Origin of the sequence: Streptomyces sp. NBC_00203, from assembly GCF_045206325.1 — a bacterium.
GTDB classification, from domain to species: domain Bacteria; phylum Actinomycetota; class Actinomycetes; order Streptomycetales; family Streptomycetaceae; genus Streptomyces; species Streptomyces lutosisoli.
Genome location: NZ_CP108126.1, coordinates 3,657,489 through 3,683,903 on the forward strand (window position 1 = coordinate 3,657,489; position 26,415 = coordinate 3,683,903).

Below are 26,415 nucleotides of genomic sequence, written 5' to 3' on the forward strand. Positions count from 1 at the left end.
GAGCCTTATGCACCATTTAGTCAGGATGAATGGGTACAGAACAGCCCCATGCGGTAAGCAAATCGGTATGCGGAACCACTTGCGAACCGGCGCGCAGACATCTCCAAATCCTGGGTAGTCGCAGGCGATAAGCAGAAATGGCATCGAGGGTTTTACGAAGATGCACAGACAACGCTAGGGTGCCTCAGATGTTCCACGCCGCCACGTCCCCCGCATGCGCAGCGAGGTCCTGGATCGTCTCCCCGAGTTCTTGGCGGGAGGGCCTGTGACGAACTCGCTACAACCGCACGGCCACCACAGAGCGCCGCTCCCCCCGGTACAGCAGCCGGCGGCGGGAGTGCCGAGTCCGCGCTCGCCCCAATCCCCCAGAGCGGCCACCCCTGCCGCCGCGCCGGGCGCCAAGCCCGCCGCCAAGCAACGCGACGCCTTCTTCGACAACGCCAAGTACCTGGCGATCGTGCTCGTGGCCATGGGGCACGCGTGGACGCTACTGAAGGGCGAAAGCCGCCTCCTCGAAGCGGTGTACACCGTCGTGTACACCTTCCACATGCCGGCCTTCATCATCATCTCCGGCTACTTCTCGCGCAGTTTCGACATGCACCCCGACCGGCTGAAGCGGCTGGTGACGGGCGTGGTCGTGCCGTACGTCCTCTTCGAGACGGCGTACTCCCTGTTCAAGCGGTGGGCCGCCCCCGACCCCACCCACCCGATCAGCCTGCTCGACCCCTGGTACCTCACCTGGTTCCTGGTCGCGCTCTTCATCTGGCGGCTGACCACCCCGCTGTGGAAACTGGTCCGCCATCCGCTCCCGCTCGCGCTCACCATCGCCGTGCTCGCCTCCGTCTCGCCCGACATCGGCGCCGAACTGGACCTGCAGCGCGTCCTGCAGTTCCTGCCGTTCTTCGTCCTGGGCCTGGTCATGAAGCCCGAGCACTTCCAGCTGGTGCGCCGCCGCGAGGTGCGGATCCTGTCGGTTCCGGTCTTCGCCGTCGCGCTCGTCGTGGGCTACTGGGCGGTGCCCCGGATGAACACGACGTGGTTCTACCACCGCGAGGCCGCGCAGAGCCTCGGCGCTCCGTGGTGGGCCGGTGTCGTGATGACGCTCGCACTCCTCGGCTGCTCGCTGCTGCTCACGGCGTGCTTCTTCGCCTGGGTGCCGCGGCGCACGTTCTGGTTCACGAAGCTCGGCGCGGGCACGCTCTACGGCTATCTGCTGCACGGCTTCGTGGTCAAGGCCTCCGAGTTCGGGGGCTGGTTCGACCACGGGTGGCTGCACAAGCCGCTCGGCGTGGTCTTCGTGACGCTCGTCGCGGCCGCCCTCGTCACCGTGCTGTGCACCCGGCCCGTCCAGCGGATCTTCCGTTTCGCGATGGAGCCCAAGATGGAGTGGGCCTTCAAGCGGGACGCGACGGAGCTGGCCCGGGAACGGGAGAGGGAACGGGAGAGGGTCAGGGCGTAACCACCTGATTCCACGCCGAAGTGCGGGTCCGGGAGATTCCGGGCCCGCACTTCGCTGCTCAGGCAGTACACGCAGTACAGGCAGCACAGGCAGTACAGGAAGAGTTACCGCTGAGGCGGCTCAGTAGGGCGGCAGATCCAGCAGCGCGCGCATCGTCGCGTACTTCTTCGTCAGCCGCGCCCGCGTGTGCTCGTCAAGAACGGCCAGCCGGGCCGGATCGCCGTTGTGCGCCAGGTCGGACACCTTCACCAGGAGGGCGCCCGAGGTCGTACGGATACGTCGCGCGTACGACTCCGCAGGCTCCCCCTCCCGCTTGGTGAGCGCCAGCACGATCTCCTTCGTACGCGGGGTCAGCGCGGCCTCGCGCAGCCAGTCCTCGGAGAGCGCGTCGTCCTCGACCGCGTCGTGCAGCCAGGCGGCCGCTATCTGTTCGTCGTCACCCCCGCGCTCGCGGACGCCCTCCGCCACGGCCTGAAGGTGTTCGGCGTACGGCCGCCCCGCCTTGTCGGTCTGGGCGGCGTGCGCCTTGCGGGCGAGGGCTTCGACTTCGGCCAGGGTCAGAAGAGTCTGCGTCACTCCGACAGTGTCTCCCCGCGCAGCGCCGCGCGGGCCGGGACCGTCGCAGCCGTCATACCGAGCACGACGATCGCCCCGGCGAACGAGCCGTACAACAGCGGCGGTATGTACGGCCCCTGCCCGGTCAGCCCCTTCATCATCGGCACGAGCGTGGCGAGCGCGATGGCCGTGCCGATCGCGATGCCGGCGAGGACGACCAGCAGGGCCTCCCAGCGGATCATGCGCAGCACCTGGCGGCGGGTGGAGCCGATCAGCCGGAGCGTGCCGAGTTCCTGGCGGCGGTCGAGGACCGTCATCACCAGGGTGTTGACGGCGGCCACGGCCGCGAATCCGCCGAGCACCGCCGCCATCACGGTGTTCGCCCAGGCGTTGAGCTTCCGGTCGAGGGACTGGGCGGTGGTGTAGTCGCCGCGGTCCAGGACCGTGCCCAGTGTTCCGAGTGCGTGCGCCGTGCCGCCCTTCGTCCAGATCTCCGTGTCGAAGGAGTCGGTGACGTGGGCCGCCAGGTCGGCAAGGTTCAGCGTGACTTGGGACAGGCCCAGACCGCGGCCGTACGTCGCCACCACCGTCGGGGACACCTTGGTGCCGTCGGGCAGCCTCAGCTCGACGCGGTCGCCGACCTCGGCGTGGGCGCTGTCGGCGAGGAAGGTGTCGATCGCCACTTCGCCGGGCTTCAGCGTCAGGGTGCCGTGCCGGACGTCCAGGTCCTGGACGCGTGCCAGGTCCTTCGGCGTTCCCGTCACGCCCTGCGCGGAAGCCGACTCCAGCGAGCCGCCCACCGGGACGAGTACGGCCGTCCTCAACAGGCCGACGGCGGAGGTGACTCCGGGCGTGCGGGCGGCCCGGCTCACCGAGTCCGGGGCGAGACCGGCGTCCGAGGTGACGATGTGGTCGGCCACGATGCCGTCCCGCTGCTGCTCCCGCGTGACCCGCTCCTCGCTGGTGTGCATGAAGACGAGTACGGACGAGAAGGCCATGGCGAGCACGATCGGGGTGATCGCGGAGGCCAGACGGCGGGCGTTCGTACGGGAGTTGGCGGCCGCCAGCGCGGCGGAGGCACTGGCCCCGCGCAACGGCAGCCCGAACAGGGCGGCGCAGGCGCGCGCGACCAGCGGGCCCAGCAGAGCCACCGCGAGCATGAAGAGCGTGACCACGCCGAGCGCGGCGTTCGCCGCGTCCTCGCCGGTCAGCGAGGCGGAGAGGCCCGCGCAGACGAAGCCGCCGGCCGCCGCCGCGACACCCAGCGGCGTACGGACCCAGCCGGGCCGCAGCCGCTCCACCGAGGCCTCGCCGATCGCCAGGCCCGGCTTGATGCGTGAGGTGCGGTGGGCCGCCATGTAACCGGCGAACAGCGCGGTGAGCAGGACGGTGCCGACGGCGGAGAGCAGGGGGATGTACGAGACGGACAGGTTCACCGCCCGTGGGACGGCGCCCTTGTCCTGGAGCTGCCCGAACCACCAGCGGGCCAGGGCGATTCCGGGCAGACAGCCGACGAGTCCCGCGAGCGGGGCGACGAGCAGGCCCTCGGTGGCAATCGTGCGGCGGATCTGCCGCGGGGTCGTCCCGATGGCCCGCAGCAGCGCGAACTCACGCGACCGCTGGCCCACCGAGAGCGCGACGGTGCCGGCCGCGGTGAAGACGGCCACCATGGTGGCCACACCCCCGAAGGAGCCGCCGAGCCCGGTGAGCAGGTCCTTGGCCTCGGCGAGCGAGGCGTCCTCGACGGCGCCCCGGTCGTCGCCGGTGTGCACCTCGGCGCGCTCTCCCAGGGCGTGCGCGACCTGGGACTTGAGCGTCTCGGGGCGTACGCCGTCCGCGGGGAGTACGGCGATGGCGTCGATCCGGCCGGGGTGCGGGGACAGACGTACGGCATCGGAGTCGGCGAACCAGACGGTGGGGGTGGACTGTCGCTCCGTGCGGCCGGAGACGACGAAGGCGCGGGGACCGTCTGCGGTGGTGAGAGTGAGGTGCTCGCCGACGGACGCGCCCTGGGAGACGACGACTTCACCGGCGCCAGGGGCGCGCCCGGCGGTGAGCTTTTCGCCGGTGAAGACCGTGGAGCCCCATCCGTGCGCGGTGAGGGCGCCGTGCGCGCCGGTGCGCACCGGGAAGGTCACATCGGCGACCGCGGTACGCGCGCCGGGCACCGAAGCGGCCTTCGCCACCAGGGAGTTGTCGAGGCGGGCCCGGTCCGGGACCTGCACGGCCTCGTCCTCGCGGTCCTCGCCGTGGCCGCTGACGAGATGGGCACGCTGGTCGGCGGCGGCCACCACGGGCGCGTGGGTGTACCGCTGGGGCGGCACGGAGGCCCGTACGCCCGTCTCCAGGAGGATGGCGCAGGCCGACACGATCAGCGCGGCCATCGCGAGCGCGACGAACGTGCCGACGAAACCGGCGGGCTTGAACCGGACGGCGGCGCGGGCGAGACCGTTGGGCATCAGCATCAGGCTGCCGCTCCGGCGTACGAGGGTGTCGTGAGGGAGGTCATACGGGCCGCGATCTGCTGGGCCGAGGCCCGCTCCAGGCGGTCGGCGATCGAGCCGTCGGCGAGGAACAGGACGCGGTCGGCCCAGGCGGCCGCCGCCGGGTCGTGGGTGACCATGACGACGGTGGAGCCGAGGCCGTCGACGGCCTGGCGGAGCAGGCCGAGGATCTCGGCGGCGGTGGTCGTGTCCAGGGCGCCGGTCGGCTCGTCCGCGAACACGACGTCCGGGCGGGTGACCAGCGCGCGGGCGATCGCGACGCGCTGCTGCTGGCCGCCGGAGAGCTGGCCCGGGCGGCGGCGGGCCTTGTCGGCGAGGCCGACCTGGGTGAGGACCTCGGTGGCGCGGCGGCGGTCGGGGCGGTGGCCTGCCAGCCGCATCGGGAGGACGACGTTCTGCTCGACCGTCAGGGACGGGAGCAGGTTGAACGCCTGGAAGACGAAGCCGAGGCGGGTGCGGCGCAGGGCGGTCAGCTTGTTCTCGCTCATGCCGGTGATCTCTGTGCCGCCGAGGCGTACGGTGCCGGCGGTCGGGCGGTCGAGTCCTGCCGCGCACTGCAGGAACGTGGACTTCCCGGAGCCCGAGGGGCCCATGATCGCGGTGAAGCTGGCGCGGGCGAGAGCGAGGTCTATGCCGCGCAGGGCGTGCACGGCTGATCCGCGGCGGCCGTACTGCCGTCGTACGCCGTGCAGTTCGACCGCCCAGTCCCCGCCCTGGCCCGCGGGCGCGTCCTCGTGGCGCTTCTTTCGCAGGCCCATGGTGGGTGCGTCCTTCCGTCCGTGACGTCCGATTTCGGTGATGTCTCGAACGTACGGATACGGAGGGGCTCCGAACCATGAGGGCTACCGGCGACTTGGGGGTGGGGAGAACCCCAGGTTTTCGCCCCCGCCGCCCCTACCCGTCCCATCCTTCTGGGGCTCCGCCCCAGACCCCGTTCGGTTGTGTGTCGGGTGCGGGTGGGTGGGGGCTGGTGCAAAAGATTGCGCAGTTCCCCGCGCCCCTTTTAGGGGCGCGGGGAACTGCGCAATCTTTTAGCGGGGGTCTGGGGGCGCAGCCCCCAGGGATGGGACGGGTAGGGGCGGCGGGGGCGAAGGACGTCGGGTTCGTCAGCGGGTGGGGGTGGGGCTTTCGCGGCAGATGAGGAGGAGGGCTCGGTCGTCGTTGACGTCCTTGGCCACGGCCTCGATGAGGTGCCAGGCCGCACCGTGGAAGCCGCCGGCCACATAGCGGTCGGCCTCGCCGGTGAGGCGGTCGATGCCCTCGACGATGTCGCGGTCGGAGGTCTCCACCAGACCGTCTGTGAACAGCATCAACACGTCTCCGGGACGGAGCGAGCCCTTCACGGAGTCGAACTGGGCACCGTCGTACACACCGAGCAACGGGCCTTCCGCAACCTTCTCCTCCCAGCGGCCGCTGCCCGCGCTGAGCTGCAACCCCGGAGGATGACCGGCCGAGAAGAGCTCGTAATCGCCCGAGTCCAGGTCCAGGACCAGGTGGATCGAGGTCGCGAAGCCCTCGTCCCAGTCCTGGCGGAGGAGGTACCCGTTCGCGGCGGGGAGGAAGGCGTGCGGCGCGAGGGAGCCGAGGAGACCTCCGAAGGCTCCGGACAGCAGCAGCGCACGCGACCCCGCGTCCATGCCCTTGCCGGAGACATCCGTGAGGACGACTTCGAGAGTTCGGCCGCCGTTCGTCCGGGCGGCCACGACAAAGTCCCCCGAGAACGACTGGCCACCCGCCGGCCGCAGCGCCATCTCCCGGTGCCAGCCCAGCGGCAGCTTCGGCAGCTTGCTCTGCACCCGGATCCGTTCGCGCAGGTCGAAGAGCATGGTGCCGCCGCGCCGCCAGGGCACACCCACCCGGCTGCGGAACTGCGCGATGAGGAGTCCGAAGAAGCCGCAGGCCGCGACTACGAGGACCACGCCCGGCGTCACCCGGGACGGACCCTCCGTGTACGGGCCCAGCTTCACGGACTCCACTATCAGCGCGGTGGCGGCGGCCGCGTACAGACCGAGCAGGCTGGCGGGGCGGAGCAGCAGCCCGCCGGCCACGATCGGGAGGACCAGGGCGGCCGGTGAGCACCACACCGAGTTCACCAGCGTCGTGGACGCGATCAGCGGAATCGTCAGCAGCAGACCGGCCAGCGCGATCCAGTCCGAACCGTCCCCGCGGAAGTAGTCGACGGCGGATCTGCGCAGCCCTGTGCGGGCCCGGTGCCACTGCTTCTTACACCGGGCCGTGAACGTATCGGCTTCCGCGCGCCGCTCTCGTCCTGCTGCCATTAGTTCGGGACCCTATCCATCGGACCAGGTGCTTGGCACGGGAGGTCCCACTTGTCCCCCGTCCGAGCGCTCAACTTCACAGAGAACTTCACAGTCTGCGGCCTCGACGGCGGGGGAAATTCCCTCGCTCGTACCGCATTGCCCTGGTAGGCATGGGCTATGACGACTGACGTGCGGGTACTGCAGCAGATCGACTGGGATGTCTGGTACGACAATCTGGTGCGCGCGTTCGGCGGGGTACCGGAGTCGTCCGAGGAGCGCGGGCTGTACAACGCGCTCACAGAGTACGACCGTTCGCTGGGCGTGTGGGACGACGAGCAGATCGTGGGTACGGCGAGCGCGTTCTCCTTCCGTGTCACCGTGCCCGGCGGCGCCTCCGTACCGGCCGCGGGCATCACCATGGTGAGCGTCGCGGCCACGCACCGGCGGCGCGGGGTGCTGACCTCGATGATGCGGCGGCAGCTGGACGACATCCGCGCCGGGGGCGAGTCGCTGGCCGTCCTGACCGCGTCGGAACCGGCGATCTACGGCCGGTTCGGCTACGGCATCGGGACGCAGCAGGTCAACGCGGAGATCGACACCAGCCGCGTACGACTGTCCGTACCGCCCGGCACGGACGACGTACGACTGCGGTACGCCGTGCCGCGCGATGTGCTCGACGCGTGCGAGGCGGTGTACGCGCGGCTCCTTGCGGGCCGGCCGGGGATGCTGGCACGGCTGCCCGGCTGGGAGCGGCTGGGGCTGCTCGATCCGGAGAGCGACCGGGACGGCGCCTCGCCGTTGCAGTGCGTGGTCGCGGAGCGGGACGGCGAGGTCGTCGGCTATACCCGGTTCCGGGTCAAGCCGGAGTGGGGCCCGGCCGGCCACAACGGCGTGGTGATCCTGAACGACCTGGAGGGGCTCGACCCGGCGGCGCGGGCCGCGCTGTGGCGGTTCCTCTTCGGCCTCGACCTGACATCCACCATCCGCACCCGTGCCCGGCCCGTCGATGAGGACGTGCTGCATCTGGTGTCCGACATCCGGCGCTGCAATCTGCGGTTGAAGGACTCGCTGCACGTACGGCTCGTCGACGTCGGTGCCGCGCTGGAGGCGCGGACGTATCAGGCGCCGGTGGACGTGGTGTTCGAGGTCGAGGACGCGTTCTGCCCCTGGAACGAGGGGCGTTGGCGGCTCACCGGGGACGCGAAGGGCGCGTCGTGCGTGCGTACCGAGGACGCTGCCGATCTCGCGCTGTCCGTACGGGAGTTGGGAGCGGCGTATCTCAGTGGGGTGTCCCTGGCCTCGCTGGCGACGGCGGGGCGGGTGCGGGAGCTGCGGCAGGGCGCGCTGGCGGAGGCGTCCGTGGCCTTCTCGTCAGCGATCGCACCCTGGCTGCCGCACGGGTTCTAGCGGGTTCCAGCGGGTTCCAGTTCCAGCGGGTTCCAGGGCGGGCTGTTCGTCTGTTCAGGCCTGCTGGCAGACCGGGCACCAGAACAGATTGCGGGCGGCGAGATCGGCGGTGCGGATCTCGCCGCCACAGATGTGGCAGGGCAGGTTGGCCCTGCGGTACACGTAGACCTCGCCGCCGTGGTCGTCGACGCGCGGCGGGCGGCCCATCGCCTCGGGGGTGTGTTCCGGGCGGACCGTGTCGATGCGGTTGTTGCGGACGCCCTCGCGCATCAGGTCCACGAGGTCGGTCCAGAGCGCGTCCCATTGCCTGGGAGTGAGGTCCCTGCCCGTGCGGTACGGGTCGATGCCGTGCCGGAAGAGGACCTCCGCGCGGTAGACGTTGCCGACGCCCGCGATGATCTTCTGGTCCATGAGGAGGGCGGCGATCGTCGTACGGCTGCGGGAAACGCGGCGGTATGCCGCTGAGGGGTCCGCGTCGGGGCGGAGGGGGTCCGGGCCGAGGCGGTCGTGTATCGCCTGCTTCTCGGTGTCCGTGATCAGGGCGCAGGTGGTGGGGCCGCGGAGGTCGACGTACGTCGTCTCGTTCGCGAGGCGCAGGCGGACGGTGTCCGTGGGGGGCGGGGCGGGGGCGTCGCCGAAGTTGACCTTGCCGAAGAGGCCCAGGTGGATGTGGATCCACTCCGCTGCGCGGAAGCCGAGGAAGAGGTGTTTGCCGTGGGCTTCGGCGGTGGTGAGTTCCGAGCCGTCGAGGAGGGCGGCGGCGTCGGTGAACTTGCCCTGGGGGCTTGTCACGCGTGCGGCGCGACCGCCGAACGCAGCGCCGTAGTCCTGAGCCAGCCGATGAATCGTGTGCCCTTCGGGCACGGGGTCCTCCCCTCCGTTCCTGGGGGCTGCGCCCCCAGGCCCCCCTAAAAGATTGCGCCGTTCCCCGCGCCCCTAAAAACCCGGGGCGGGCGGGGGATCGCGGGGCGAAGCCCCGCGCCTTTAGGGGCGCGGGGAACTGCGCGACCAGCCCCCACCGGCCCGCGGTCAAGGAACAAGCGAACGGGGGTCTGGGGCGGAGCCCCAGAGCGTTACGGCTGCTGCGGGTGGTGGGCCGGGATCGGCGGCAGGTCGCCCGTTGTCTCGTAGGCCGACAGCATGTCGATGCGGCGGATGTGGCGCTCGTCGCCGGAGAAGGGGGTCGACAGGAAGACCTCGACGAACTTGGTCGCCTCTTCCTCGGAGTGCATGCGGGCGCCGACGGCGACGACGTTGGCGTTGTTGTGCTGGCGGCCCAGCGACGCCGTCTCCTCGCTCCAGGCGAGCGCGGCACGAACCCCGGCCACCTTGTTCGCGGCGATCTGCTCACCGTTGCCCGACCCGCCGATCACGATGCCGAGGGCCTCAGGATCGGCCGCCGTACGCTCCGCGGCGCGGAGGCAGAACGGCGGATAGTCGTCCTGGGCGTCGTAGATGAGGGGCCCACAGTCGACGGGCTCGTGGCCGGCGGCCTTGAGCCACTCGACGAGGTGGTTCTTGAGTTCGAGACCGGCATGATCGGAGCCGAGATACACGCGCATGGTCCGAGTGTGACACGGCTGTTTCGGATCGGCCTCGCCGGGTGCCATCAGCGAAAACTGTGAGCAACACTATAGAACCTCAAGGAAACCTCAAGTAACGATCTGGAATCAGAGGTTCACGAATCACTTTGCCTCCGATTCACTGGACCGGCCCGTACACCGCTCGTACGGAACGCACAGGAATCTGCTCACCCGGCGCAAAGGAATTCCCCTCAATGACCTCGCAGCCGAACCCCACAAAGGCCGCAAGCGGCCCCGGAGGCCCCGGAGAACCCGGTGGCGGCCTCCAGGCCGGACTCAAGAACCGTCATCTGTCCATGATCGCCATCGGTGGCGTCATCGGAGCCGGGCTGTTCGTCGGCTCCAGCTCCGGTATCGCCACCGCCGGACCGGGCATCCTCCTCTCGTACGCCCTCGTCGGCACGCTCGTGGTGCTGGTGATGCGGATGCTCGGTGAGATGTCCGCCGCCAACCCCACCTCGGGCTCCTTCTCCGCGCACGCCGACCGCGCGCTCGGCCGCTGGGCCGGGTTCTCCATCGGCTGGCTGTACTGGTTCTTCTGGGTCGTGGTGCTGGCCGTGGAGGCCACCGCCGGCGCCAAGATCCTCGAAGGGTGGATCCCGGCCGTGCCCCAGTGGGGCTGGGCGCTCATCGTGATGGTCGTCCTCACCGCCACGAACCTGGTGTCCGTGGGGTCGTACGGCGAGTTCGAGTTCTGGTTCGCCGGGATCAAGGTCGTGGCGATCGGCGCGTTCATCGTCGTCGGCGCGCTGGCCATCCTCGGTGTACTGCCGGGCGTCGACGCCGAGAAGGCGGGCATCGGGAATCTGACCGACCACGGCGGCTTCCTGCCGAACGGCCCCGGCGCCATCCTCACCGGCGTACTGCTGGTCGTCTTCTCCTTCATGGGCAGCGAGATCGCCACGCTGGCCGCCGGCGAGTCCGAGGACCCGCAGCGCGCGGTCACCAAGTCGACCAACAGCATCATCTGGCGCATCGGCGTCTTCTACCTGGGCTCGATCCTCGTGGTCGTCTGCCTGCTGCCGTGGAACGACCCGTCGATCAAGGAGCAGGGCTCGTACGTCGCCGCCCTCGACTCCCTCGGCATCGCGCACGCCGGCCAGATCATGAACTTCATCGTGCTCACGTCGGTGCTGTCCTGCCTCAACTCCGGCCTCTACACGGCCTCCCGGATGGCCTTCTCGCTCGGCCAGCGCAAGGACGCGCCGAAGGTGTTCGCGAAGACCACCTCGCGCGGTGTACCGATGGCCGCGATCCTGGCGTCGGTCGTCTTCGGCTTCGTGGCCGTCTTCTTCAACTACGCGTACCCGAAGACGATCTTCCTCTTCCTCGTCAACTCCTCCGGTGCGGTCGCCCTGTTCGTCTGGCTGGCCATCTGTTTCTCGCAGCTGCGCCTGCGGAAGATCATCCAGCGTGAGGCACCGGAGAAGCTCGTCGTGAAGATGTGGCTGTACCCGTATCTGACCTGGGCGACTATCGCACTGATCGTGTTCGTGCTCGGCTACATGCTCACCGATACCGAGGGCGAGAGCAGCGGCCGTACGACCGTGCTGCTGTCGCTGATGGTCGCGGCGGTGGTCCTGGCCATCGCCGTCATCCGGCAGAAGTTCGGGGCGGGCGCGTCCTCCGTGAAGTACGCCGTGGCCGACGAGCCTCGGGACGAGGATCCGGTGAAGGTCGGCTGAGCCGATGGTGACGTCGGGTCCGATGTCGTGATGTGACGTGACGCGACCTGACGTGCATGTGCGGGAGGGGCTCGTCGGCGATTGACTTCGCCGACGAGCCCCTCCTTCCGTTCAGAGCACGGTGAAGCTCTTCTTGACCTGCTGGTAGACCTTGAGAGCCTCGCTCTCGATGTCCGGCTGGTACCAGGTGTTGATCTGGTACGACTTGCCGTCGGCGTCGAAACCGAGCAGCAGGGCGTGCCAGTGCACGCCCTTGAGCGTGAACGTGTACTCCCACACGACCGCGGGCCGGCCCTTGAACGTCGCGTTGTCCAGGCGGATCTTCTGGTAGTCCTGCCCCCGGCGGGCGTCCTTTTCCGAGGTCTGCCAGGTCTGCATCAAGTCCCCCTTGGCGAGGGAGGACTTGGCCACGAGCTCCTGCCTGCCGTCGGGCGAGGTGTAGTGCACCTCGGAGCCGGTCTTCAGGTCGCGGCGCCAGCCCTTGGGCGTCACCCACGCGTACCCGCCGGCCTCCCGGCGCGCTCCCGGGGGCAGGCTGGGCGGGCGCGAGGTGCCCTCGACGGTGGGCGAGGGGGAAGCGGAGGACGAGGAGCCACCGGTGGTGCCGGACGTGCTGCCGGACGTGGTGCCGGACGAGGAGGAGGAAGCCCCGTTCTTGTCGTCGGGGGATCCGCCCGTCGCCGCGAGGATGAGCCCGACGACCGCTCCCGCGACGACCACACCTCCGGCGGCGGCCAGCCCCATACGGCGCCGGCCCTGTCGCGGGCCGGACGGCACGGCGGGCCCGGGGAATTCACCTCGGGGCATGACGACGGGGCCGGGCACGGTCGGCCGCTGTGCCGCTGCCGCCGTTTCCGTCGCCGGCCGGGCGGGCGTCTGTGTAGACGCCTGGGCCTGCGGAAACGCCTCGGGGGCGTCGCCCAGAACAGCGCCGACAGCGCCGTATCCGGGGCCTGTTGTGCGGGGCGAGCCGGCGGAGGGGATCTGCGAGCCGACCTCCGCGCGCAGTTCGGAGGGGTTTTCCGTGGAGGCGTTGGGTGCGGTGAGGGGGCGCCGCTCCGGTGAGTGCTTCTCGAAGTCGGGCGGGCCTTTGCGTGTCCGGGTGGGCGGTCGCACGGGGATGGCGTCGTGTACGGGCTCGGGCTCCCGGCCGGGCTGAGGTTCCGGCTCCGCTTCGGGCACGGGCCTGGGCTGCGGCCGCCGGAGATCGCTTGTGCGGGTGCGCTGTTCGTCCGGGAACGGCGGTGGAGTGGCCTCGGGAAGATCCGACGGGGGCTGTCGTACCGCGCGTATCAGCTCGGCGTCGAGGAGTGCGGGCGTGGGCGACTCCTTGTGAGCCTCGTGAGCCTTATGGATCTCACGGGCCTCACGGGCCTCACGGGCCTGGTGAGGCGGCTCGGGCGGCGGTACGGGTCCCCCCACGTCCGGACCCGCCCCCGGTTCCGGCCCGAACTCGAACTCGGGCTCGGGATCAGGTGCTCCCTCTGCTTCTGGCTCGGGCTCGGGCTCGGACTCCGGTCCCAAGTCCGGCAGTTGAGCCGCCCTCGCCCCCGGAAACGCGATCTCCCCCAGCTCCGCCTCCAGTTCCTCCAGGCCGGGCCGAGTGGACGGCTCCTTCTCCAGGAGGGCGGCGAGGATGTCACGCAACTCCCCTGCCCCAGCGGGAAGATCGGGCTCCTCGTACAGGACCGCGTGCAGGGTCGCCAGGGTGGTGGAGCGGGAGAACGGGGAGCGGCCGCCGAGGGCCGCGCAGAGGGTCGCACCCAGGGACCAGACGTCGGAGGGCGGGCCCTGCGGGCGGCCGGAGATGCGCTCGGGCGCCATGTAGTCGGGGGAGCCGACCAGCATCCCGACCATGGTGAGCGCCTCCGCGTCCTGCAACGCGGCGATGCCGAAGTCGGTGAGGACGACGCGGCGGCCGCGCCGCTCGACCAGGACGTTGCCCGGCTTGATGTCGCGGTGCAGCACTCCCCCGGCGTGCACCTGGCGCAGCGCCGCGACCAGTTCGAGCCCGATCCGGGCAGCCTCACGCGGGCCGAGGGGTCCGTCCTCCACCACGATCTGTTCGAGGGAACGCCCGGCGACGAGTTCCATGACGATCCACAGCCGCTCGCCCTCGTCCACGACGTCATAGATGCGTACGACGTTGGGGTGGTCGATCCGGGCCGTGGCCCTGGCTTCGCGCAGCGTGCGTTCGCGGCGTGTTCGCGTGTCTTCGGGGTCGAGTCCGTCGATGCGCATTTCCTTGACCGCGACCTGCCGGTCGAGCATTTCGTCGGCGGCTCGCCACACCCGCCCCATTCCCCCCTGCCCAATGCTCTCGACCAGCCGATAACGCCCTGTCACCAATAATCCCGGAACACCGCCCTGTACATTCCCCGACAATCCCTGCACCCCCTCAACACCCGCCACAATCGCCCGTCACAACAGAAACACAATGGTCACACTTCAGGCCGTACCAGCATAGTGCGGAGAAATCTTGTGGTACCTCTTCAAGTACTGCGAATTCAGGCGCAGCCAAGGGGGACGAACATGAGTTCTCGTCACACGACGACCATCGCGGGATCGCTGCTCACGGCATCTTTCTCGGCCGTGATGATCCTTTCTTTCACCGCCGTCGCGGACGACCAGGGACCGGGGAGCAGCAAGGGGGGAAAGGTAATTGACGAGGCACCGGCGGGTGTAAAGCTGACCACGCTGCTGCCCGAGAAGATCTCCGTGGACAACAGTTCGCAGAAGACGGCGATTACCGCCACGGTGAAGAACGAAGGAACCAAGGACAGCGGCGACATCAGGCTTTTGGTGGTCGGTTTCGACGGCCTGACGGTCAAGGGCGTCAAGGGCTGCTCCGCCATGGCCGACAAGGATCTGCCCAAGGGTTCGAACAGCGGTTTCGTTTGTTCCGTCGGCAATCTCGCGGCCGGCAAGTCGAAGTCGTACGCCGTCGACGCGACGTTCGATCTGAGCAAGACCGGCAACATCTGCCTGCCGGTGCAGACGAGCGACGGCAAGAAGACGTACTGGCAGCAGGGCCCGGTGCCGTTCGGTACGACGAACCCGTCGCCGAACGCCCCGGCCACCCCGCTGCTGCTCGGCACCGACAACAAGCCGGTGGCACCCGGCGGCGACCAGCTGCCCAAGACCGGCGTGGGAAGCGACGTCCTGCCGCTCGGCGCGGCGGGCGCGGCGCTGATCTCCGCGGGAGCGGCGGGCCTGTGGTGGGTCCACCGGCGCCCGCGGCGGTCGGAACAGCACTGAGGAACTGAGACAGGAACAGCACGGAGGCAGGAGGGAGCGGGCCGGGGTGCCGAGCGCGGCGCCCCGGCCCGCTCCGTTCAGAAAACTTGACGGTGCCTGTCAGGTAATGCGGCGACCATGAGCCGTATGGACCCTATGAACACCGTCGACAACACCGCGGACGAGACCACGGGCAAGACCAGGGACAAGACCACGGACGAAGCCACGGACGAGACCACCGACCGACTCGTCCTCCGCCCCGGCGACCCCGGGTACGACGAGGAACTCGCCGGATTCCAGACCGGTTTCACGCAGCGGCCCGCCGTGGTCTTCGCCGCGTCCTCGGCCGACGACGTGGCCGCCGCCGTGCGGTACGCGGCCTCCGCGGGCCTGCCGGTGGGCGTGCAGGCCACCGGGCACGGGCTGCCGGGCGCGGCGGAGGGTGGCGTCCTGATCGCGACGCGGCGCATGGACGGGGTGAGCGTCGATGCGGGGGCCCGCACCGTCCGCGTCCAGGCGGGCGTCCGCTGGGGTCAGGTCGTCGCGGCGGCCGTGCCGTACGGGCTGGCCCCGTTGAACGGATCGGCGCCGGGGGTGGGCGCCGTGTCCTACACCCTGAGCGGCGGACTTGGCATCCTGGCAAGGGAGTTCGGATACGCGGCCGACCATGTACGCACGCTCGACGTGGTCACCGCGGACGGGCGGCAACGCCAGGTGACGCGGGAGTCGGACCCCGACCTGTACTGGGCGCTCCTCGGCGGCGGCCACAACTTCGGCGTCGTCACCGAGCTGGAGATCGACCTCGTACCGGTCGCGCGGCTGTACGGCGGCTCCCTCGCCTTCGACGGGCGCGAGGTCGATCCGGCGGCGGCGCTGCGGGCCTACGAGCGCTGGACGCGGACCGTGCCGGACGGGCTGACCTCGTCGTTCGCGGCGGTGCCGTACCCGGACGTGCCGGGGATGCCGCCGCACCTGCGCGGGCGGTATGTGATCTCCGTACGCGTGGCGTATACGGGTACGGCCGCCGAGGGTGAGCAACTCGTCGCCCCGCTGCGGGAGATCGGGCCGGTCCTCGCCGACTCGCTGCGCGAGATGCCGTACGCCGAGAGCCACAGCATCCACAGTGACCCGGACTTCCCGCACACGTACTACGGCGACAGCGCGGTGCTGAGTGAGCTGGACGTGGCCGCCGCGGCTGGGCTCCTCGCCCGCACCGGCCCGGACGCGCCGGCGATGTGCGTCGTGCAGATCAACCATCTCGGCGGGGCACTGGCGCAGGACGCACCGAACTCCGTACCGCATCGCGAAGGGCGTTTCCTCGTACGGCTGTTGGCGATGGCGGACCGGGAGACGGCGCGGGAGTTGTTGGATCCGGCGTTCGAGAGGCTCGCGCCTTGGACGATCGGGCGGGCGCTCAACTTCGCGTTCGGGGCGGGTGATCGTACGGAGGGGCTGTACGACGCCGGAACGCGGAAGAGGCTCGCCGGGCTGAAGTCGGAGTACGACCCGGCGAACCTCTTCCGCAGGAACTACAACATCACCGGCTGAGGCTGGCTTGGACCAACGGTGAGTCAGCGCTTGATGAGCTTCCAGGCGGTGGGCAGGGCGCCCATCGCCAGGGCCGCCTTGAGGGCGTCACCGAACAGGAACGGGGTGAGGCCCGCCGCGATGGCCGCGCTCGCCGACATGCCGGTGGCCAGGGCCAGGTACGGGACGCCGATCGCGTAGATGATCGCCTCACCGAGCAGCATCGTGCCCGCCATGCGCAGCACGGAGCGGTCGGCGCCGCGGCGGGCGAGGGCGCCCACGACGGTGGAGGCCAGCAGCATGCCGAGGATGTAGCCGAAGGACGGGGCGGCGGTGCCGGAGCCGCCGCCGGCGAACCACGGGACGCCGGCCATGCCGACGAGCGCGTACACCGCGAGCGACAGGAAGCCGCGGCCCGCGCCGAGGGCCGTGCCGACGAGGAGTGCCGCGAAGGTCTGGCCGGTCACCGGGACCGGGGAGCCCGGTACCGGCAGCGAGATCTGGGCGGCGAGGCCGGTGAGTGCGGCGCCGCCGAGCACCAGGGCCGCGTCCCTGACTCGGGAGGCGGGGAGGAGGTCGGCGAGGACCTCGCCGGGGCGGGTGGGGGTGGCGGCTGCGGTGCTCATGGGGACTCCGGCGGGTGGGTCTGGGCAGGTTGGGACACGGTGACGCTATCCCAGGGGTACACGGCCGATCACCGTCTGCCATCGACAAAGCGGGGATCATGGGCTTGGTGGGCTCTCTACAAACGATGCCGTGTACACGTGTGGCGGGGTGACCCTGGTCACTGAGGTGAGCCAGTTTGCCGTACGAATCCGGCTCGGACGCCGACTGTAGGGTCCCGCCAAAGGTTCTCGCCCCCGCCGCCCCTACCCGTCCCATCCCCAGGGGCTCCGCCCCTTCGACCCCGGGATGGGTTGTGGGTCGGGTGCGGGTGGGTGGGGGCTGGTCCAAAAGATTGCGCAGTTCCCCGCGCCCCTAAAAGACAAAAGCACCCGGGGCGGGCGGGGGAATCGTGGGGCGAAGCCCCGCGCCTTTGCTTTTAGGGGCGCGGGGAACTGCGCGAGCAACCCCCACCCACCCGCAGGCGACGAACTACCTAGGGGGGTCTGGGGGCGGAGCCCCCAGGAACGGGATGGGACGGGTAGGGGCGGCGGGGGCGAAAAAACCCGGGGTGGCCGGATCCGGGTGGTGAGGCCTACTCTTCGGGGCATGGTTGCTCAGGCCAGGGACTTCGCGTCGCGTCGATATGTCGACCTGCGGCGCCAGGGGACGGCCACCTGTCGCCGTAGGTGAGGCGAGCGGAGTGGATCCGGCTCGCCGAGATGTGACGGCGCACTGTCGGACCAGTCCCGAGGAAGTTCCCCATGTCCCGTTCCGTGGCACCCTTTCCGCAAGCTCCACCCTCTCCACCCACGGCAACCCTCCGTCGCCGAACCAGCACCACCGCCAGCGCCATCCTCCGCTCCGTACTGGACCACGGCCCGGTCGCCCGCAGCACCATCGCCCGGCTGACCGGACTCTCCCCGGCGTCGGTGACCGACTACTGCGCCCGGTTCGCCGAACTCGGCCTGATCCGGGAAGCCCCCGCACCCCGGCAGTCGAACGGGGTCGGACGCCCGCACGTACCGCTCGACCTCGACGGCTCCCGTTTCGTGGTCGGCGGGGTACACATCGCCGTGCCGTACACGACCGTCGCCCTGCTCGACCTGCGTGGCCGAGTCGTGGCGGAGACCCGCCTCAAGCACCTGAACCATGAAGACACCGAGCCCGGCCGCGTGCTGGCCAACGCCGCCGACGAGCTCGGCGCACTGCTGGCCGGCGCCCCGGGCCGTACGCCCCTGGGCGTGGGTGTCGCCACCGGCGGCTGGGTGGACCGCGACTCCGGCACGATCGTGGAGCACGCGCTGCTGGGCTGGCGTGACGTGGCCGTACGGGAGGCGATCGGCGCCCGCACCGGACTGCCGGTTCATGTGGACGGGCACGCGCGGGCGTTGGTGAACGGCGAGCGGCTGTTCGGGCGGGCGCGGGGCAGCCTCAGCGTGCTGCACCTCTTCGTCGGCAATGTGGTGGACGCCGCCTTCGCCACCCACGACGAGGTGCACCACGGTCCCCGCTCGCAGGCCGGCGCGATCGCCCATCTGCCGCTGGCCGGCGGCACGGAGCGGTGCGACTGCGGCCGGACCGGGTGCCTCCAGGCCGAGCTGAGCGAGCGGACGCTGTGCCGCCGGGCGCGGGAGGCGGGTGTCATCCGCGGCGTGAACCCGATGCATGTGCTCGCCGCCGCGGCCGACGGCGACCCCGTGGCCGTACGACTGCTGGTGGAGCGGGCCCGGATGACCGGACGGGCGGCAAGGCTGCTGCTCGACGTGCTCAATCCGGACACCGTCGTCGTCACCGAGCTCGGTGCCGTGTACCGGGAGGACTGCCTCGCCGCGCTGCGCGAGGAGGTGGGGCCCGAGCGGGCGGCGGCGGTCGTGCCGACCAGTTTTCCGGATTCCGTGCTGGCCGTGGCGGGCGGATCGGTGGCTCTCGACGTGCTGTACCGGGATCCGCTGGGCGCCCGACCGGGGCCGAATTAATTCAGAAACTCCGAATGTTGACAGGGGTTGTACGAGGCCAGGAGCATCGTCCTATGAGCAGCTCGCGGGTGCAGGTTCCGCTCACCAAGTGCCGTGTCGTCGACCTTATGCGGGTCGCGCGCACGCTGTGTTGCTGACGCCGGTCATCGCCGCGTCGACCCTCCCTTGCTGACGATCGCTCGGCCGTCGACGCACTGACGATCACCCGGATTTCTTCGCCACGCCTCAGGCGTGTGCCTTCCCCTGCGCGCCCTTTCCTTCCTGGCTCCGCCCTGCCCGGAATTCCGCGCGTATTCCCGCCACTTGGAACCCCCGGAGTTTTCCCATGCCACCACTGTCCCCCTCCGCGTCCCGCGTCGACCGGCGGCTGTTCCTGTCCTCCCTGCTCGGTGCCGCCGCCGCTGCGGGGCTGAGCGGCTGCGCCGGTGCCAGCAGCGCCGCCGACACCCAGTCCAAGGGAGCCGCGTCCGCCCCGCTGTCCGCCAAGGTCCCGTCGGGCACCAAGCTCAAGATCGCCTCGTACCTGGGCCAGCAGCAGCTCCAGCTCAAACTGGCGGGTCTGAGCGAGCTGCCGTTCACGGTCTCCAGCTGGGTGAACATCGGCGCCGGTCCCGATGTCATCAACGCCTTCCGCGCCAAGTCCCTGGACGTCGCCAACAACGCGGGCATCCCGCCGATCCAGGCGCACTATCAGGGGTTCGACGCGAAGATCGTCGCGATCAACATCACCCGCAAGCCCAACTACCTCTTCGCCACCAAGCCCGGCAGCGACATCCAGGACATCCAGGGCTTCAAGGGCAAGAAACTGGCCTTCTCGCAGGGGCAGGCGCAGGGGGTCGTACTGCTGCGTGCCCTGAAGAAGGCCGGGATCAAGTACGACGACGTCGACCTGGTGCCGCTGACCAGCAACCAGTTCCTCACCGCGCTCCAGGCCGGGCAGGTGGACATCGCCCCGCTCGCCAACAACCAGTCGCCGGCCTACCTCAAGCAGTACGGGTCCAAGGGCGCCCACACCATCACCACCGACGTCGTGGACCTCCTCAACCTGCTGTGGGCGCCCACCTCCGTGCTAGCCGACTCCGCGAAGGCGGCGGCCGTCGCCGCGTACATCCCGCGCTGGGCGAAGGGCCAGGTGTGGGCGTACGAGCACCCCGACGCCTGGAACGAGGAGTTCTACGTCAAGACGCAGAACCTCACCCTCGCGCAGGCCCAGTCGATCACCGAGCTCGCCAACAAGCCTCTGTTCCCGCCGAGTTGGGCGGAGGCCGTGAAGTGGGAGCAGGAGACCGCCGACCTGCTCGCGGAGGGCGGCTTCGTGAAGGAGTTCAAGGTCGACTCGCTCTTCGACCGGCGCTTCGAGGGCATCGCGGCCAAGGCCGTGCCGGCGGAGTACCGGAGGTGACCGCCGTGAGCACGACCGCTGCCGTCGCTTCCGTCGCCGCTCCGGAGGAGCTCCCCCAGGTCCGCAGGCGCCGCCGGCTCTCCCCCGGCAAACGGCTGCCCGCCTCCCGGCTCGTCGGCCCGGTCCTCTTCCTCGCCCTGTGGGCCGCCGCCTCCGCCGCCGGACAGCTCGACCCGGCGGCGATCCCGGCGCCCTGGACGGTGGTGAAGACCGCCGGTCACCTGTGGACCGACGGGACGCTGCCGACCGATGTCCTGACCTCGCTCCAGCGGGCCGCAACCGGGTTCGCGATCGGGCTGACCGCGGGAGTCGTCCTCGCGCTCGCCTCCGGGCTCAGCCGGGTCGGCGAGGCGCTGATCGACGGGACGGTGCAGCTCAACCGGTCCATCCCGCCGCTCGGTCTGATCCCGCTGTTCATCCTCTGGCTGGGCATCGGCGAGACCTTCAAGATCGCGATCATCGCCATCGTCGTCTACATCCCGATCTACCTCAACACACACGCCGCGCTGTCCGGCATCGACCACCGCTACGTCGAACTCGCCGAGGTCCAGGGCCTGTCGAGGTTCGCCTTCGTCCGGCAGATCGTCATCCCCGGCGCACTGCCCGGCTTCTTCGTCGGCCTGCGCCTCGGGGTGACCGGCTCCTGGCTGGGCCTGATCGTCCTGGAGCAGATCAACGCCACCAGCGGACTCGGCTACATGATGTTCCAGGCCCAGAACTACGGCCAGAGCGACGTCATCCTCGTCGGCCTGGTCGTCTACGGCATCTTCGGTCTGACCTCCGACAGCGCGGTCCGTCTCATCGAACGGAGGGTGCTGTCGTGGCGACGCACACTGAGCAACTGACCCCCCTGCGCACAGAGCCCACCGTCCAACTCCGGGGCCTGACCCGCTCGTTCGACGGCCGTACGGTCCTCGACGGCATCGACCTCGACCTCCCCGCAGGCCAGTTCACGGCCCTGCTCGGGCACAGCGGCTCCGGCAAGAGCACCCTGCTGCGCGCCATCGCCGGACTCGATCACAGCGTCACCGGAAGCGGACAGCTCTCCGCGCCGGAACGGGTGTCCGTGGTCTTCCAGGACTCCCGGCTGCTGCCCTGGCGACGCGTCCTCGACAACGTCCTGCTCGGCACGGACGGCAAGGAAGCGGAACGCAAGGGCCGCTCCGCCCTCGCCGAGGTGGGTCTCGCCGGCCGCGAACGGGCCTGGCCGAACGAACTGTCCGGCGGCGAGGCCCAGCGTGCCGCGCTGGCCCGTTCGCTCGTACGGGAGCCCGAACTGCTCCTCGCCGACGAGCCGTTCGGCGCGCTGGACGCGCTCACCCGGATCCGGATGCATGTCCTGCTGCGCGAGCTGTGGGAGCGGCACCGGCCCTCCGTCCTGCTCGTCACGCACGACGTGGACGAGGCGATCGTGCTGGCCGACCGGGTGCTCGTGCTCGACCAGGGGCGTATCGGCCTCGACCTGACCATCGAACCCCCGCATCCGCGCTCGTATCGCGACCCCCTGCTCGGCGAGTACCGCGAACGGCTGCTCGCCGCCCTGGGCGTCACGGAGGACCACAAGTGACCACTGCACGCCAACTCCACCTCAACGCCTTCCTGATGAACACCGGGCACCACGAGGCCTCCTGGCGCCTGCCCGAGAGCGACCCGCACGCGCATGTCGAGCTGGCGCACTACGTCCACCTCGCCCGTATCGCCGAACGCGGCACCTTCGACTCGCTCTTCCTCGCCGACGGCCCGCAGCTGTGGGGCAACCTCGCCCAGCGCCCCGCCGGCGCCCTGGAACCGCTCACCCTGCTCACTGCCCTGGCGACGGCCACCGAGCACATCGGCCTGATCGCCACGGCCTCCACCTCCTACAACTCCCCCTACAACCTGGCCCGCAAGTTCGCCTCGCTCGACATCATCAGCGGCGGCCGGGCGGGCTGGAACATCGTCACCACCGCGGGAGCCGAGGCCGCGCGCAACTTCGGCCTCGCCGAAGAACCCGCGCACGCCGACCGCTACGCCCGCGCCGCCGAGTTCCTGGACGTCTCGCTCAAGCTCTGGGACAGCTGGGAGGACGACGCGATCGTCGCCGACAAGGCGGCCGGCGTGTGGGGCGACGACACCAAGATCCACCCACCGCGACACCAGGGGACGTACTTCAGTGTCGAGGGAGCGCTCAACGTGCCGCGCTCGCCCCAGGGTTACCCGCTGCTCGTGCAGGCGGGGTCGAGCGAGGACGGCAAGGCGTTCGCGGCCCGGTACGCGGAGGCGGTGTTCACCGCGCAGCAGACCCTCGCAGACGCGCAGGCCTTCTACACGGACCTCAAGTCCCGTACAGCGGCGGCCGGTCGGGACCCCGAGCACATCAAGGTGCTGCCCGGCATCGTCCCGGTGATCGGCTCGACGGAGGCCGAGGCGCGGGCGAACGAGCAGGTGCTGGAGGACCACATCGTCCACGAGCACGGACTCGCGAATCTCCAACGCCTGCTGCAACTTGAGCCCGGGACCCTGGAGTTGGACGCCCAGCTCCCCGCCGACCTGCCGCCCGAGGACGCCATCGAGGGCGCCAAGAGCCGCTACACGCTCATCGTCGCACTCGCCCGGCGCGAGCGGCTCACCGCAAGACAGCTGATCGGCCGCCTCGGCGGCGGACGCGGCCACCTGACGTTCGCCGGCACACCCGAGCAGGTCGCCGACGCGATCGAGGAGTGGTTCCGGCTAGGTGCCGCCGACGGCTTCAACATCATGCCCGCCGTACTGCCCTCCGGCCTCGATCTCTTCGTCGACCACGTCGTGCCGATCCTGCGCGCCCGCGGCCTGCTGCGTCAGGAGTACGGGCCCCGGCAGACCCTGCGGGAGCGGTACGGCCTCCCGCGCCCCGCCAACCAGCACGCGTCCGCCCTCGTCTGATTCTCCGCCCCGAAAGGACCCGTCCCACATGGCTGACATCGAGATCCACAAGGTCACCGGCACCATCGGCGCCCGGATATCCGGGGTCGACATCGCCAAGCCCCTCGACGACGACACCGTCGCCGCCCTGCGCGCCGCCCTCAACGAGCACAAGGCCCTGGTCTTCGACGACGTCGACCTGGACGACGAGGGCCAGCAGGCCTTCGCCCGCCACTTCGGCGACCTCACCACCGCCCATCCCACCGTGCCCGCCGTGGCCGACGCCCCGAACGTGCTGCCCGTCGACAGCGAGCGCGGCCGCGCCAACCACTGGCACACCGACGTCACCTTCGTCCTCAATCCGCCGCAGGCCAGCACCCTGCGCAGCATCACCGTCCCGCCGTACGGCGGCGAGACCCTGATCGCCAACTCGGCGGCCGCCTACCGCGACCTGCCCGAACCCCTCCGGGCGCTCGCCGACACCCTGTGGGCCGAGCACACCAACGACTACGACTACGCCGTGCCGGACGAGGAGGTCGACGAGGAACAGGCAGCGCAGCGCGCCCAGTTCACCTCCATCAAGTACCGCACCGCCCACCCGGTCGTCCGGGTCCACCCGCTGACCGGTGAGCGCGGGCTGTTCATCGGCGGGTTCGCGCAGCGGATCGTCGGCCTGTCGGTCGGCGAGTCCCGCAAGATCCTCGACCTGCTCCAGGCGTACGTCACCCGGCCGGAGAACATCCTGCGCTGGCGCTGGTCCCCCAACCAGCTGGTGCTGTTCGACAACCGGATCACCCAGCACTACGCCATCGACAACTACGACGGTCTGCCGCGCCGCCTGCACCGTGTGACCGTCGCCGGTGACGTGCCGGTCGGGGTCGAGGGCAAGGAGAGCCACTCGATCGCGGGAGACGCCTCGCACTACACGTCGGTCGCGTAGCACCCGCGCCCGCCTTCCGGTAAACGGCCCCTTACGTTCCGTAGGAAACATGTCCGCATACTGGGCAGCCTCTCCCTCTCAGCGGACAGGCTGCCCAGACTGTGGGCGTTTTTGCCCGCTCGCACGTAAGGGACCCACCCGCTCTCATGTCCCGCACCACCCTCGACGCCCCGCCCGGTACCCCCGACGCGGACGCCTCCCTCTCCCCCGGCCTGAAGCACGGCCTGAAGCAGCGCCACCTCTCGATGATCGCCCTCGGTGGCGTGATCGGCGCGGGCCTGTTCGTCGGATCCGGGGCCGGTATCGCCGCCGCCGGGCCCTCCATCGTCATCGCGTACGCCGTCTCCGGTCTGCTCGTCATGCTGGTGATGCGGATGCTCGGCGAGATGTCGGCCGCGTATCCGTCGTCCGGTTCCTTCTCCGCACACGCGGAGCGGGCGATCGGACCCTGGGCCGGCTTCACCTCGGGCTGGTCCTTCTGGGTGCTGCTGTGCACGGCCGTCGGGCTCGAGGGCATCGGCGCCGCGAAGATCGTCACCGGCTGGCTGCCGGGCACGCCCGAGTGGGCGTGGGTGGCGCTGTTCATGGTCGTCTTCTGCGTCGCCAATCTGGCCGCCGTGAAGAACTTCGGCGAGTTCGAGTTCTGGTTCGCGGCCCTGAAGGTCGGCGCGATCAGTCTGTTCCTGGTGCTGGGCGTACTGGCCGTCGCGGGCGTGCTGCCGGGCACGGACTCCCCCGGCGCCGCCAACCTCACCGGCGAGGGAGGTTTCCTGCCGAACGGCAGCGAGGGCCTCGTCATCGGCCTGCTCGCGTCGGTGTTCGCGTACGGCGGTCTGGAGACGGTGACGATCGCGGCGGCCGAGTCGGAGAACCCGGTCAAGGGCGTCGCGAGCGCCGTACGCACCGCGATGTGGCGTATCGCGCTCTTCTACATCGGCTCCATGACGGTGATCGTCACCCTGGTCCCGTGGGACTCCAAGGCGGTCGTCGAGAAGGGCCCGTACGTCGCCGCCCTCGACCAGCTGGGCATCCCGGGCGCCGGCCAGCTGATGAACGTGGTCGTCCTGGTCGCGCTGCTGTCGGCGATGAACGCCAACATCTACGGCTCCTCGCGCATCGCGTACTCCCTCGTCGAGCGCGGCCAGGGTCCGAAGGCCCTCGGCAGGGTCACGTCCGGCGTCCCCCGCGTCGCTGTTCTGGCCTCCTGCGTCTTCGGCTTCGTGTGCGTCGTGCTCAGCTACTGGCGTCCCGACGACGTCTTCCCCTGGCTGCTCAACATGATCGGCGCGGTGATCCTGGTCGTCTGGATGTTCATCGCGGTCTCGCAGCTGCGGATGCGCCGCTGGGTGGAGCGGGAGGCGCCGGAGAAGCTGGTCGTACGGATGTGGCTGTTCCCGGTGCTGACGTGGGTCGCCCTCGCGGCCATGGTGGCGATCTTCGTCCTGATGGCCCGGGAGCCGGACACCCGGGTGCAGCTGTACTCGACGGGCGGCATGACGCTGTTCCTGGCCGCGGTCGGCTACACCTGGCAGAAGGCGCGCGCCCGCGCCTGACCCGCATCGCTGAAGGGCCCTCGCGCGGAGGACGGTTTCGTGCGAGGGCCCTTTCGCGTGCCCAAGCACGCACCCTCATCCTCTTGCTGCTAGCGTGCACTTGCAAGCCTTTTGCAATAAGAGGTCGGAGGGGACCTGACATGGCCGTCTACACACTTCCTGAACTGCCGTACGACTACTCCGCGCTCGCGCCCGTGATCAGCCCCGAGATCATCGAGCTGCACCACGACAAGCACCACGCCGCCTATGTGAAGGGCGCCAACGACACGTTGGAACAGCTCGCGGAGGCGCGGGACAAAGAGTCGTGGGGCGCGGTCAACGGCCTGGAGAAGAACCTGGCCTTCCACCTTTCGGGCCACATCCTGCACTCCATCTACTGGCACAACATGACCGGTGAGGGCGGCGGCGAGCCGCTGGCCGCGGACGGCGTGGGCGACCTCGCGGACGCCATCACCGAGTCCTTCGGCTCCTTCGCCGGATTCAAGGCCCAGCTGACCAAGGCCTCCGCGACCACGCAGGGTTCCGGGTGGGGCGTCCTGGCGTACGAGCCGCTGAGCGGCCGCCTCATCGTCGAGCAGATCTACGACCACCAGGGCAACGTCGGCCAGGGCTCGGTCCCGATCCTCGTCTTCGACGCCTGGGAACACGCCTTCTACCTCCAGTACAGGAACCAGAAGGTCGACTTCATCGACGCGATGTGGCAGGTCGTCAACTGGCAGGACGTCGCCCGGCGTTACGAAGCGGCCAAGTCCCGCGCGGACGTGTTGCTGCCGGCCCCCTGAGGCATGTATGAAACGTCCTGCTCGTGATCGTCTTCTCACCCTTCACGTGGCAGGCGGA

21 protein-coding genes are annotated in these 26,415 nt (G+C 70.1%); 13 read left to right on the plus strand and 8 right to left on the minus strand.

Annotated features, from left to right (window positions below; translation table 11 throughout):
- Positions 1-265 precede the first annotated feature (265 nt).
- Positions 266-1,459 carry an acyltransferase family protein gene (locus OG975_RS16505; RefSeq protein ID WP_406329939.1) on the plus strand — a complete coding sequence of 398 codons (1,194 nt, stop codon included), beginning with the start codon at positions 266-268 and terminating at the stop codon, positions 1,457-1,459.
- A gap of 120 nt (positions 1,460-1,579) precedes the next feature.
- On the opposite strand, the gene OG975_RS16510 is transcribed toward OG975_RS16505, so the two are convergent.
- From OG975_RS16510 to OG975_RS16525, 4 genes are all read right to left on the minus strand, one after another.
- Positions 1,580-2,035, minus strand: a complete 456-nt coding sequence (locus tag OG975_RS16510) for an HD domain-containing protein (protein WP_406329941.1) — start codon at positions 2,033-2,035, stop codon at positions 1,580-1,582.
- Positions 2,032-4,479, minus strand: a complete 2,448-nt coding sequence (locus OG975_RS16515) for an ABC transporter permease (protein WP_406329943.1) — start codon at positions 4,477-4,479, stop codon at positions 2,032-2,034. Before OG975_RS16515 ends, OG975_RS16510 begins: the two co-directional genes overlap by 4 nt.
- Complete coding sequence (locus tag OG975_RS16520) at positions 4,479-5,276, minus strand: ABC transporter ATP-binding protein (protein ID WP_406329945.1); 798 nt, start codon at positions 5,274-5,276, stop codon at positions 4,479-4,481. The genes OG975_RS16515 and OG975_RS16520 overlap by 1 nt, the downstream gene beginning before the upstream one ends.
- 348 nt (positions 5,277-5,624) lie before the next feature.
- Positions 5,625-6,797, minus strand: a complete 1,173-nt coding sequence (locus tag OG975_RS16525) for a PP2C family protein-serine/threonine phosphatase (RefSeq protein ID WP_406329947.1) — start codon at positions 6,795-6,797, stop codon at positions 5,625-5,627.
- A 159-nt stretch (positions 6,798-6,956) separates the two neighbouring features.
- Here OG975_RS16525 and OG975_RS16530 point away from each other — a divergent pair, with 159 nt between their 5' ends.
- On the plus strand, positions 6,957-8,186 hold the full coding sequence (locus OG975_RS16530) for a GNAT family N-acetyltransferase (protein ID WP_406329949.1): 1,230 nt from the start codon (positions 6,957-6,959) through the stop codon (positions 8,184-8,186).
- A gap of 54 nt (positions 8,187-8,240) precedes the next feature.
- On the opposite strand, the gene OG975_RS16535 is transcribed toward OG975_RS16530, so the two are convergent.
- Entirely contained in the window at positions 8,241-9,050 is an 810-nt protein-coding gene (locus tag OG975_RS16535; RefSeq protein WP_406329951.1) for an Fpg/Nei family DNA glycosylase, read from the minus strand.
- A gap of 209 nt (positions 9,051-9,259) precedes the next feature.
- Positions 9,260-9,748 carry a ribose-5-phosphate isomerase gene (locus tag OG975_RS16540; RefSeq protein ID WP_406329953.1) on the minus strand — a complete coding sequence of 163 codons (489 nt, stop codon included), beginning with the start codon at positions 9,746-9,748 and terminating at the stop codon, positions 9,260-9,262.
- Between the two features lie 215 nt (positions 9,749-9,963).
- Between OG975_RS16540 and OG975_RS16545 the strand changes: the two genes are divergently transcribed.
- The gene (locus OG975_RS16545; protein ID WP_406329955.1) at positions 9,964-11,454 is read left to right on the plus strand and encodes an amino acid permease; all 1,491 of its coding nucleotides are present in this window, start codon (positions 9,964-9,966) and stop codon (positions 11,452-11,454) included.
- Positions 11,455-11,565: 111 nt separating this feature from the next.
- Here the strand turns inward: OG975_RS16545 and OG975_RS16550 are convergent, their stop codons facing one another.
- On the minus strand, positions 11,566-13,755 hold the full coding sequence (locus OG975_RS16550) for a protein kinase domain-containing protein (protein ID WP_406336291.1): 2,190 nt from the start codon (positions 13,753-13,755) through the stop codon (positions 11,566-11,568).
- A gap of 231 nt (positions 13,756-13,986) precedes the next feature.
- Here OG975_RS16550 and OG975_RS16555 point away from each other — a divergent pair, with 231 nt between their 5' ends.
- Positions 13,987-14,712 carry an LPXTG cell wall anchor domain-containing protein gene (locus OG975_RS16555; RefSeq protein WP_406329957.1) on the plus strand — a complete coding sequence of 242 codons (726 nt, stop codon included), beginning with the start codon at positions 13,987-13,989 and terminating at the stop codon, positions 14,710-14,712.
- 126 nt (positions 14,713-14,838) lie between these two features.
- The gene (locus OG975_RS16560; RefSeq protein WP_406329959.1) at positions 14,839-16,239 is read left to right on the plus strand and encodes an FAD-binding oxidoreductase; all 1,401 of its coding nucleotides are present in this window, start codon (positions 14,839-14,841) and stop codon (positions 16,237-16,239) included.
- A 23-nt stretch (positions 16,240-16,262) separates the two neighbouring features.
- On the opposite strand, the gene OG975_RS16565 is transcribed toward OG975_RS16560, so the two are convergent.
- Positions 16,263-16,844, minus strand: coding sequence for a biotin transporter BioY (locus OG975_RS16565; RefSeq protein WP_406329961.1), 582 nt, complete (start codon positions 16,842-16,844; stop codon positions 16,263-16,265).
- 741 nt (positions 16,845-17,585) lie between these two features.
- On the opposite strand from OG975_RS16565, the gene OG975_RS16570 reads away from it, so the two are divergent.
- From OG975_RS16570 to OG975_RS16605, 8 genes are all read left to right on the plus strand, one after another.
- A complete protein-coding gene (locus tag OG975_RS16570; protein ID WP_406329963.1) occupies positions 17,586-18,800 on the plus strand; it encodes an ROK family protein in 1,215 nt (404 codons plus the stop codon).
- Between the two features lie 325 nt (positions 18,801-19,125).
- On the plus strand, positions 19,126-20,202 hold the full coding sequence (locus OG975_RS16575; RefSeq protein ID WP_406329965.1) for an ABC transporter substrate-binding protein: 1,077 nt from the start codon (positions 19,126-19,128) through the stop codon (positions 20,200-20,202).
- The gene (locus tag OG975_RS16580; RefSeq protein WP_406329967.1) at positions 20,199-21,047 is read left to right on the plus strand and encodes an ABC transporter permease; all 849 of its coding nucleotides are present in this window, start codon (positions 20,199-20,201) and stop codon (positions 21,045-21,047) included. Before OG975_RS16575 ends, OG975_RS16580 begins: the two co-directional genes overlap by 4 nt.
- Positions 21,023-21,769 carry an ABC transporter ATP-binding protein gene (locus tag OG975_RS16585; protein WP_406329969.1) on the plus strand — a complete coding sequence of 249 codons (747 nt, stop codon included), beginning with the start codon at positions 21,023-21,025 and terminating at the stop codon, positions 21,767-21,769. Before OG975_RS16580 ends, OG975_RS16585 begins: the two co-directional genes overlap by 25 nt.
- Positions 21,766-23,103, plus strand: a complete 1,338-nt coding sequence (locus OG975_RS16590) for an LLM class flavin-dependent oxidoreductase (protein WP_406329971.1) — start codon at positions 21,766-21,768, stop codon at positions 23,101-23,103. The genes OG975_RS16585 and OG975_RS16590 overlap by 4 nt, the downstream gene beginning before the upstream one ends.
- A gap of 28 nt (positions 23,104-23,131) precedes the next feature.
- Positions 23,132-24,022 carry a TauD/TfdA dioxygenase family protein gene (locus OG975_RS16595; protein ID WP_406329973.1) on the plus strand — a complete coding sequence of 297 codons (891 nt, stop codon included), beginning with the start codon at positions 23,132-23,134 and terminating at the stop codon, positions 24,020-24,022.
- Between the two features lie 146 nt (positions 24,023-24,168).
- Positions 24,169-25,575 (plus strand): amino acid permease, encoded by a 1,407-nt coding sequence (locus OG975_RS16600; protein WP_406329975.1) that lies wholly within the window; start codon positions 24,169-24,171, stop codon positions 25,573-25,575.
- Between the two features lie 140 nt (positions 25,576-25,715).
- Positions 25,716-26,357, plus strand: coding sequence for a superoxide dismutase (locus OG975_RS16605; RefSeq protein ID WP_406329977.1), 642 nt, complete (start codon positions 25,716-25,718; stop codon positions 26,355-26,357).
- Positions 26,358-26,415 lie beyond the last annotated feature (58 nt).

Excerpts from the sequence above, each read along its gene's own strand:
- OG975_RS16515 (WP_406329943.1), bottom strand. The coding sequence starts at position 4,479 with ATGCTGATGCCCAACGGTCTCGCCCGCGCCGCCGTCCGGTTCAAGCCC.
- OG975_RS16520 (WP_406329945.1), bottom strand. The coding sequence starts at position 5,276 with ATGGGCCTGCGAAAGAAGCGCCACGAGGACGCGCCCGCGGGCCAGGGC.
- OG975_RS16525 (WP_406329947.1), bottom strand. The coding sequence starts at position 6,797 with ATGGCAGCAGGACGAGAGCGGCGCGCGGAAGCCGATACGTTCACGGCC.
- OG975_RS16530 (WP_406329949.1), top strand. The coding sequence starts at position 6,957 with ATGACGACTGACGTGCGGGTACTGCAGCAGATCGACTGGGATGTCTGG.
- OG975_RS16540 (WP_406329953.1), bottom strand. The coding sequence starts at position 9,748 with ATGCGCGTGTATCTCGGCTCCGATCATGCCGGTCTCGAACTCAAGAAC.
- OG975_RS16545 (WP_406329955.1), top strand. The coding sequence starts at position 9,964 with ATGACCTCGCAGCCGAACCCCACAAAGGCCGCAAGCGGCCCCGGAGGC.
- OG975_RS16550 (WP_406336291.1), bottom strand. The coding sequence starts at position 13,755 with ATGGGGCGGGTGTGGCGAGCCGCCGACGAAATGCTCGACCGGCAGGTC.
- OG975_RS16555 (WP_406329957.1), top strand. The coding sequence starts at position 13,987 with ATGAGTTCTCGTCACACGACGACCATCGCGGGATCGCTGCTCACGGCA.
- OG975_RS16560 (WP_406329959.1), top strand. The coding sequence starts at position 14,839 with ATGGACCCTATGAACACCGTCGACAACACCGCGGACGAGACCACGGGC.
- OG975_RS16565 (WP_406329961.1), bottom strand. The coding sequence starts at position 16,844 with ATGAGCACCGCAGCCGCCACCCCCACCCGCCCCGGCGAGGTCCTCGCC.
- OG975_RS16570 (WP_406329963.1), top strand. The coding sequence starts at position 17,586 with ATGTCCCGTTCCGTGGCACCCTTTCCGCAAGCTCCACCCTCTCCACCC.
- OG975_RS16575 (WP_406329965.1), top strand. The coding sequence starts at position 19,126 with ATGCCACCACTGTCCCCCTCCGCGTCCCGCGTCGACCGGCGGCTGTTC.
- OG975_RS16595 (WP_406329973.1), top strand. The coding sequence starts at position 23,132 with ATGGCTGACATCGAGATCCACAAGGTCACCGGCACCATCGGCGCCCGG.
- OG975_RS16600 (WP_406329975.1), top strand. The coding sequence starts at position 24,169 with ATGTCCCGCACCACCCTCGACGCCCCGCCCGGTACCCCCGACGCGGAC.
- OG975_RS16605 (WP_406329977.1), top strand. The coding sequence starts at position 25,716 with ATGGCCGTCTACACACTTCCTGAACTGCCGTACGACTACTCCGCGCTC.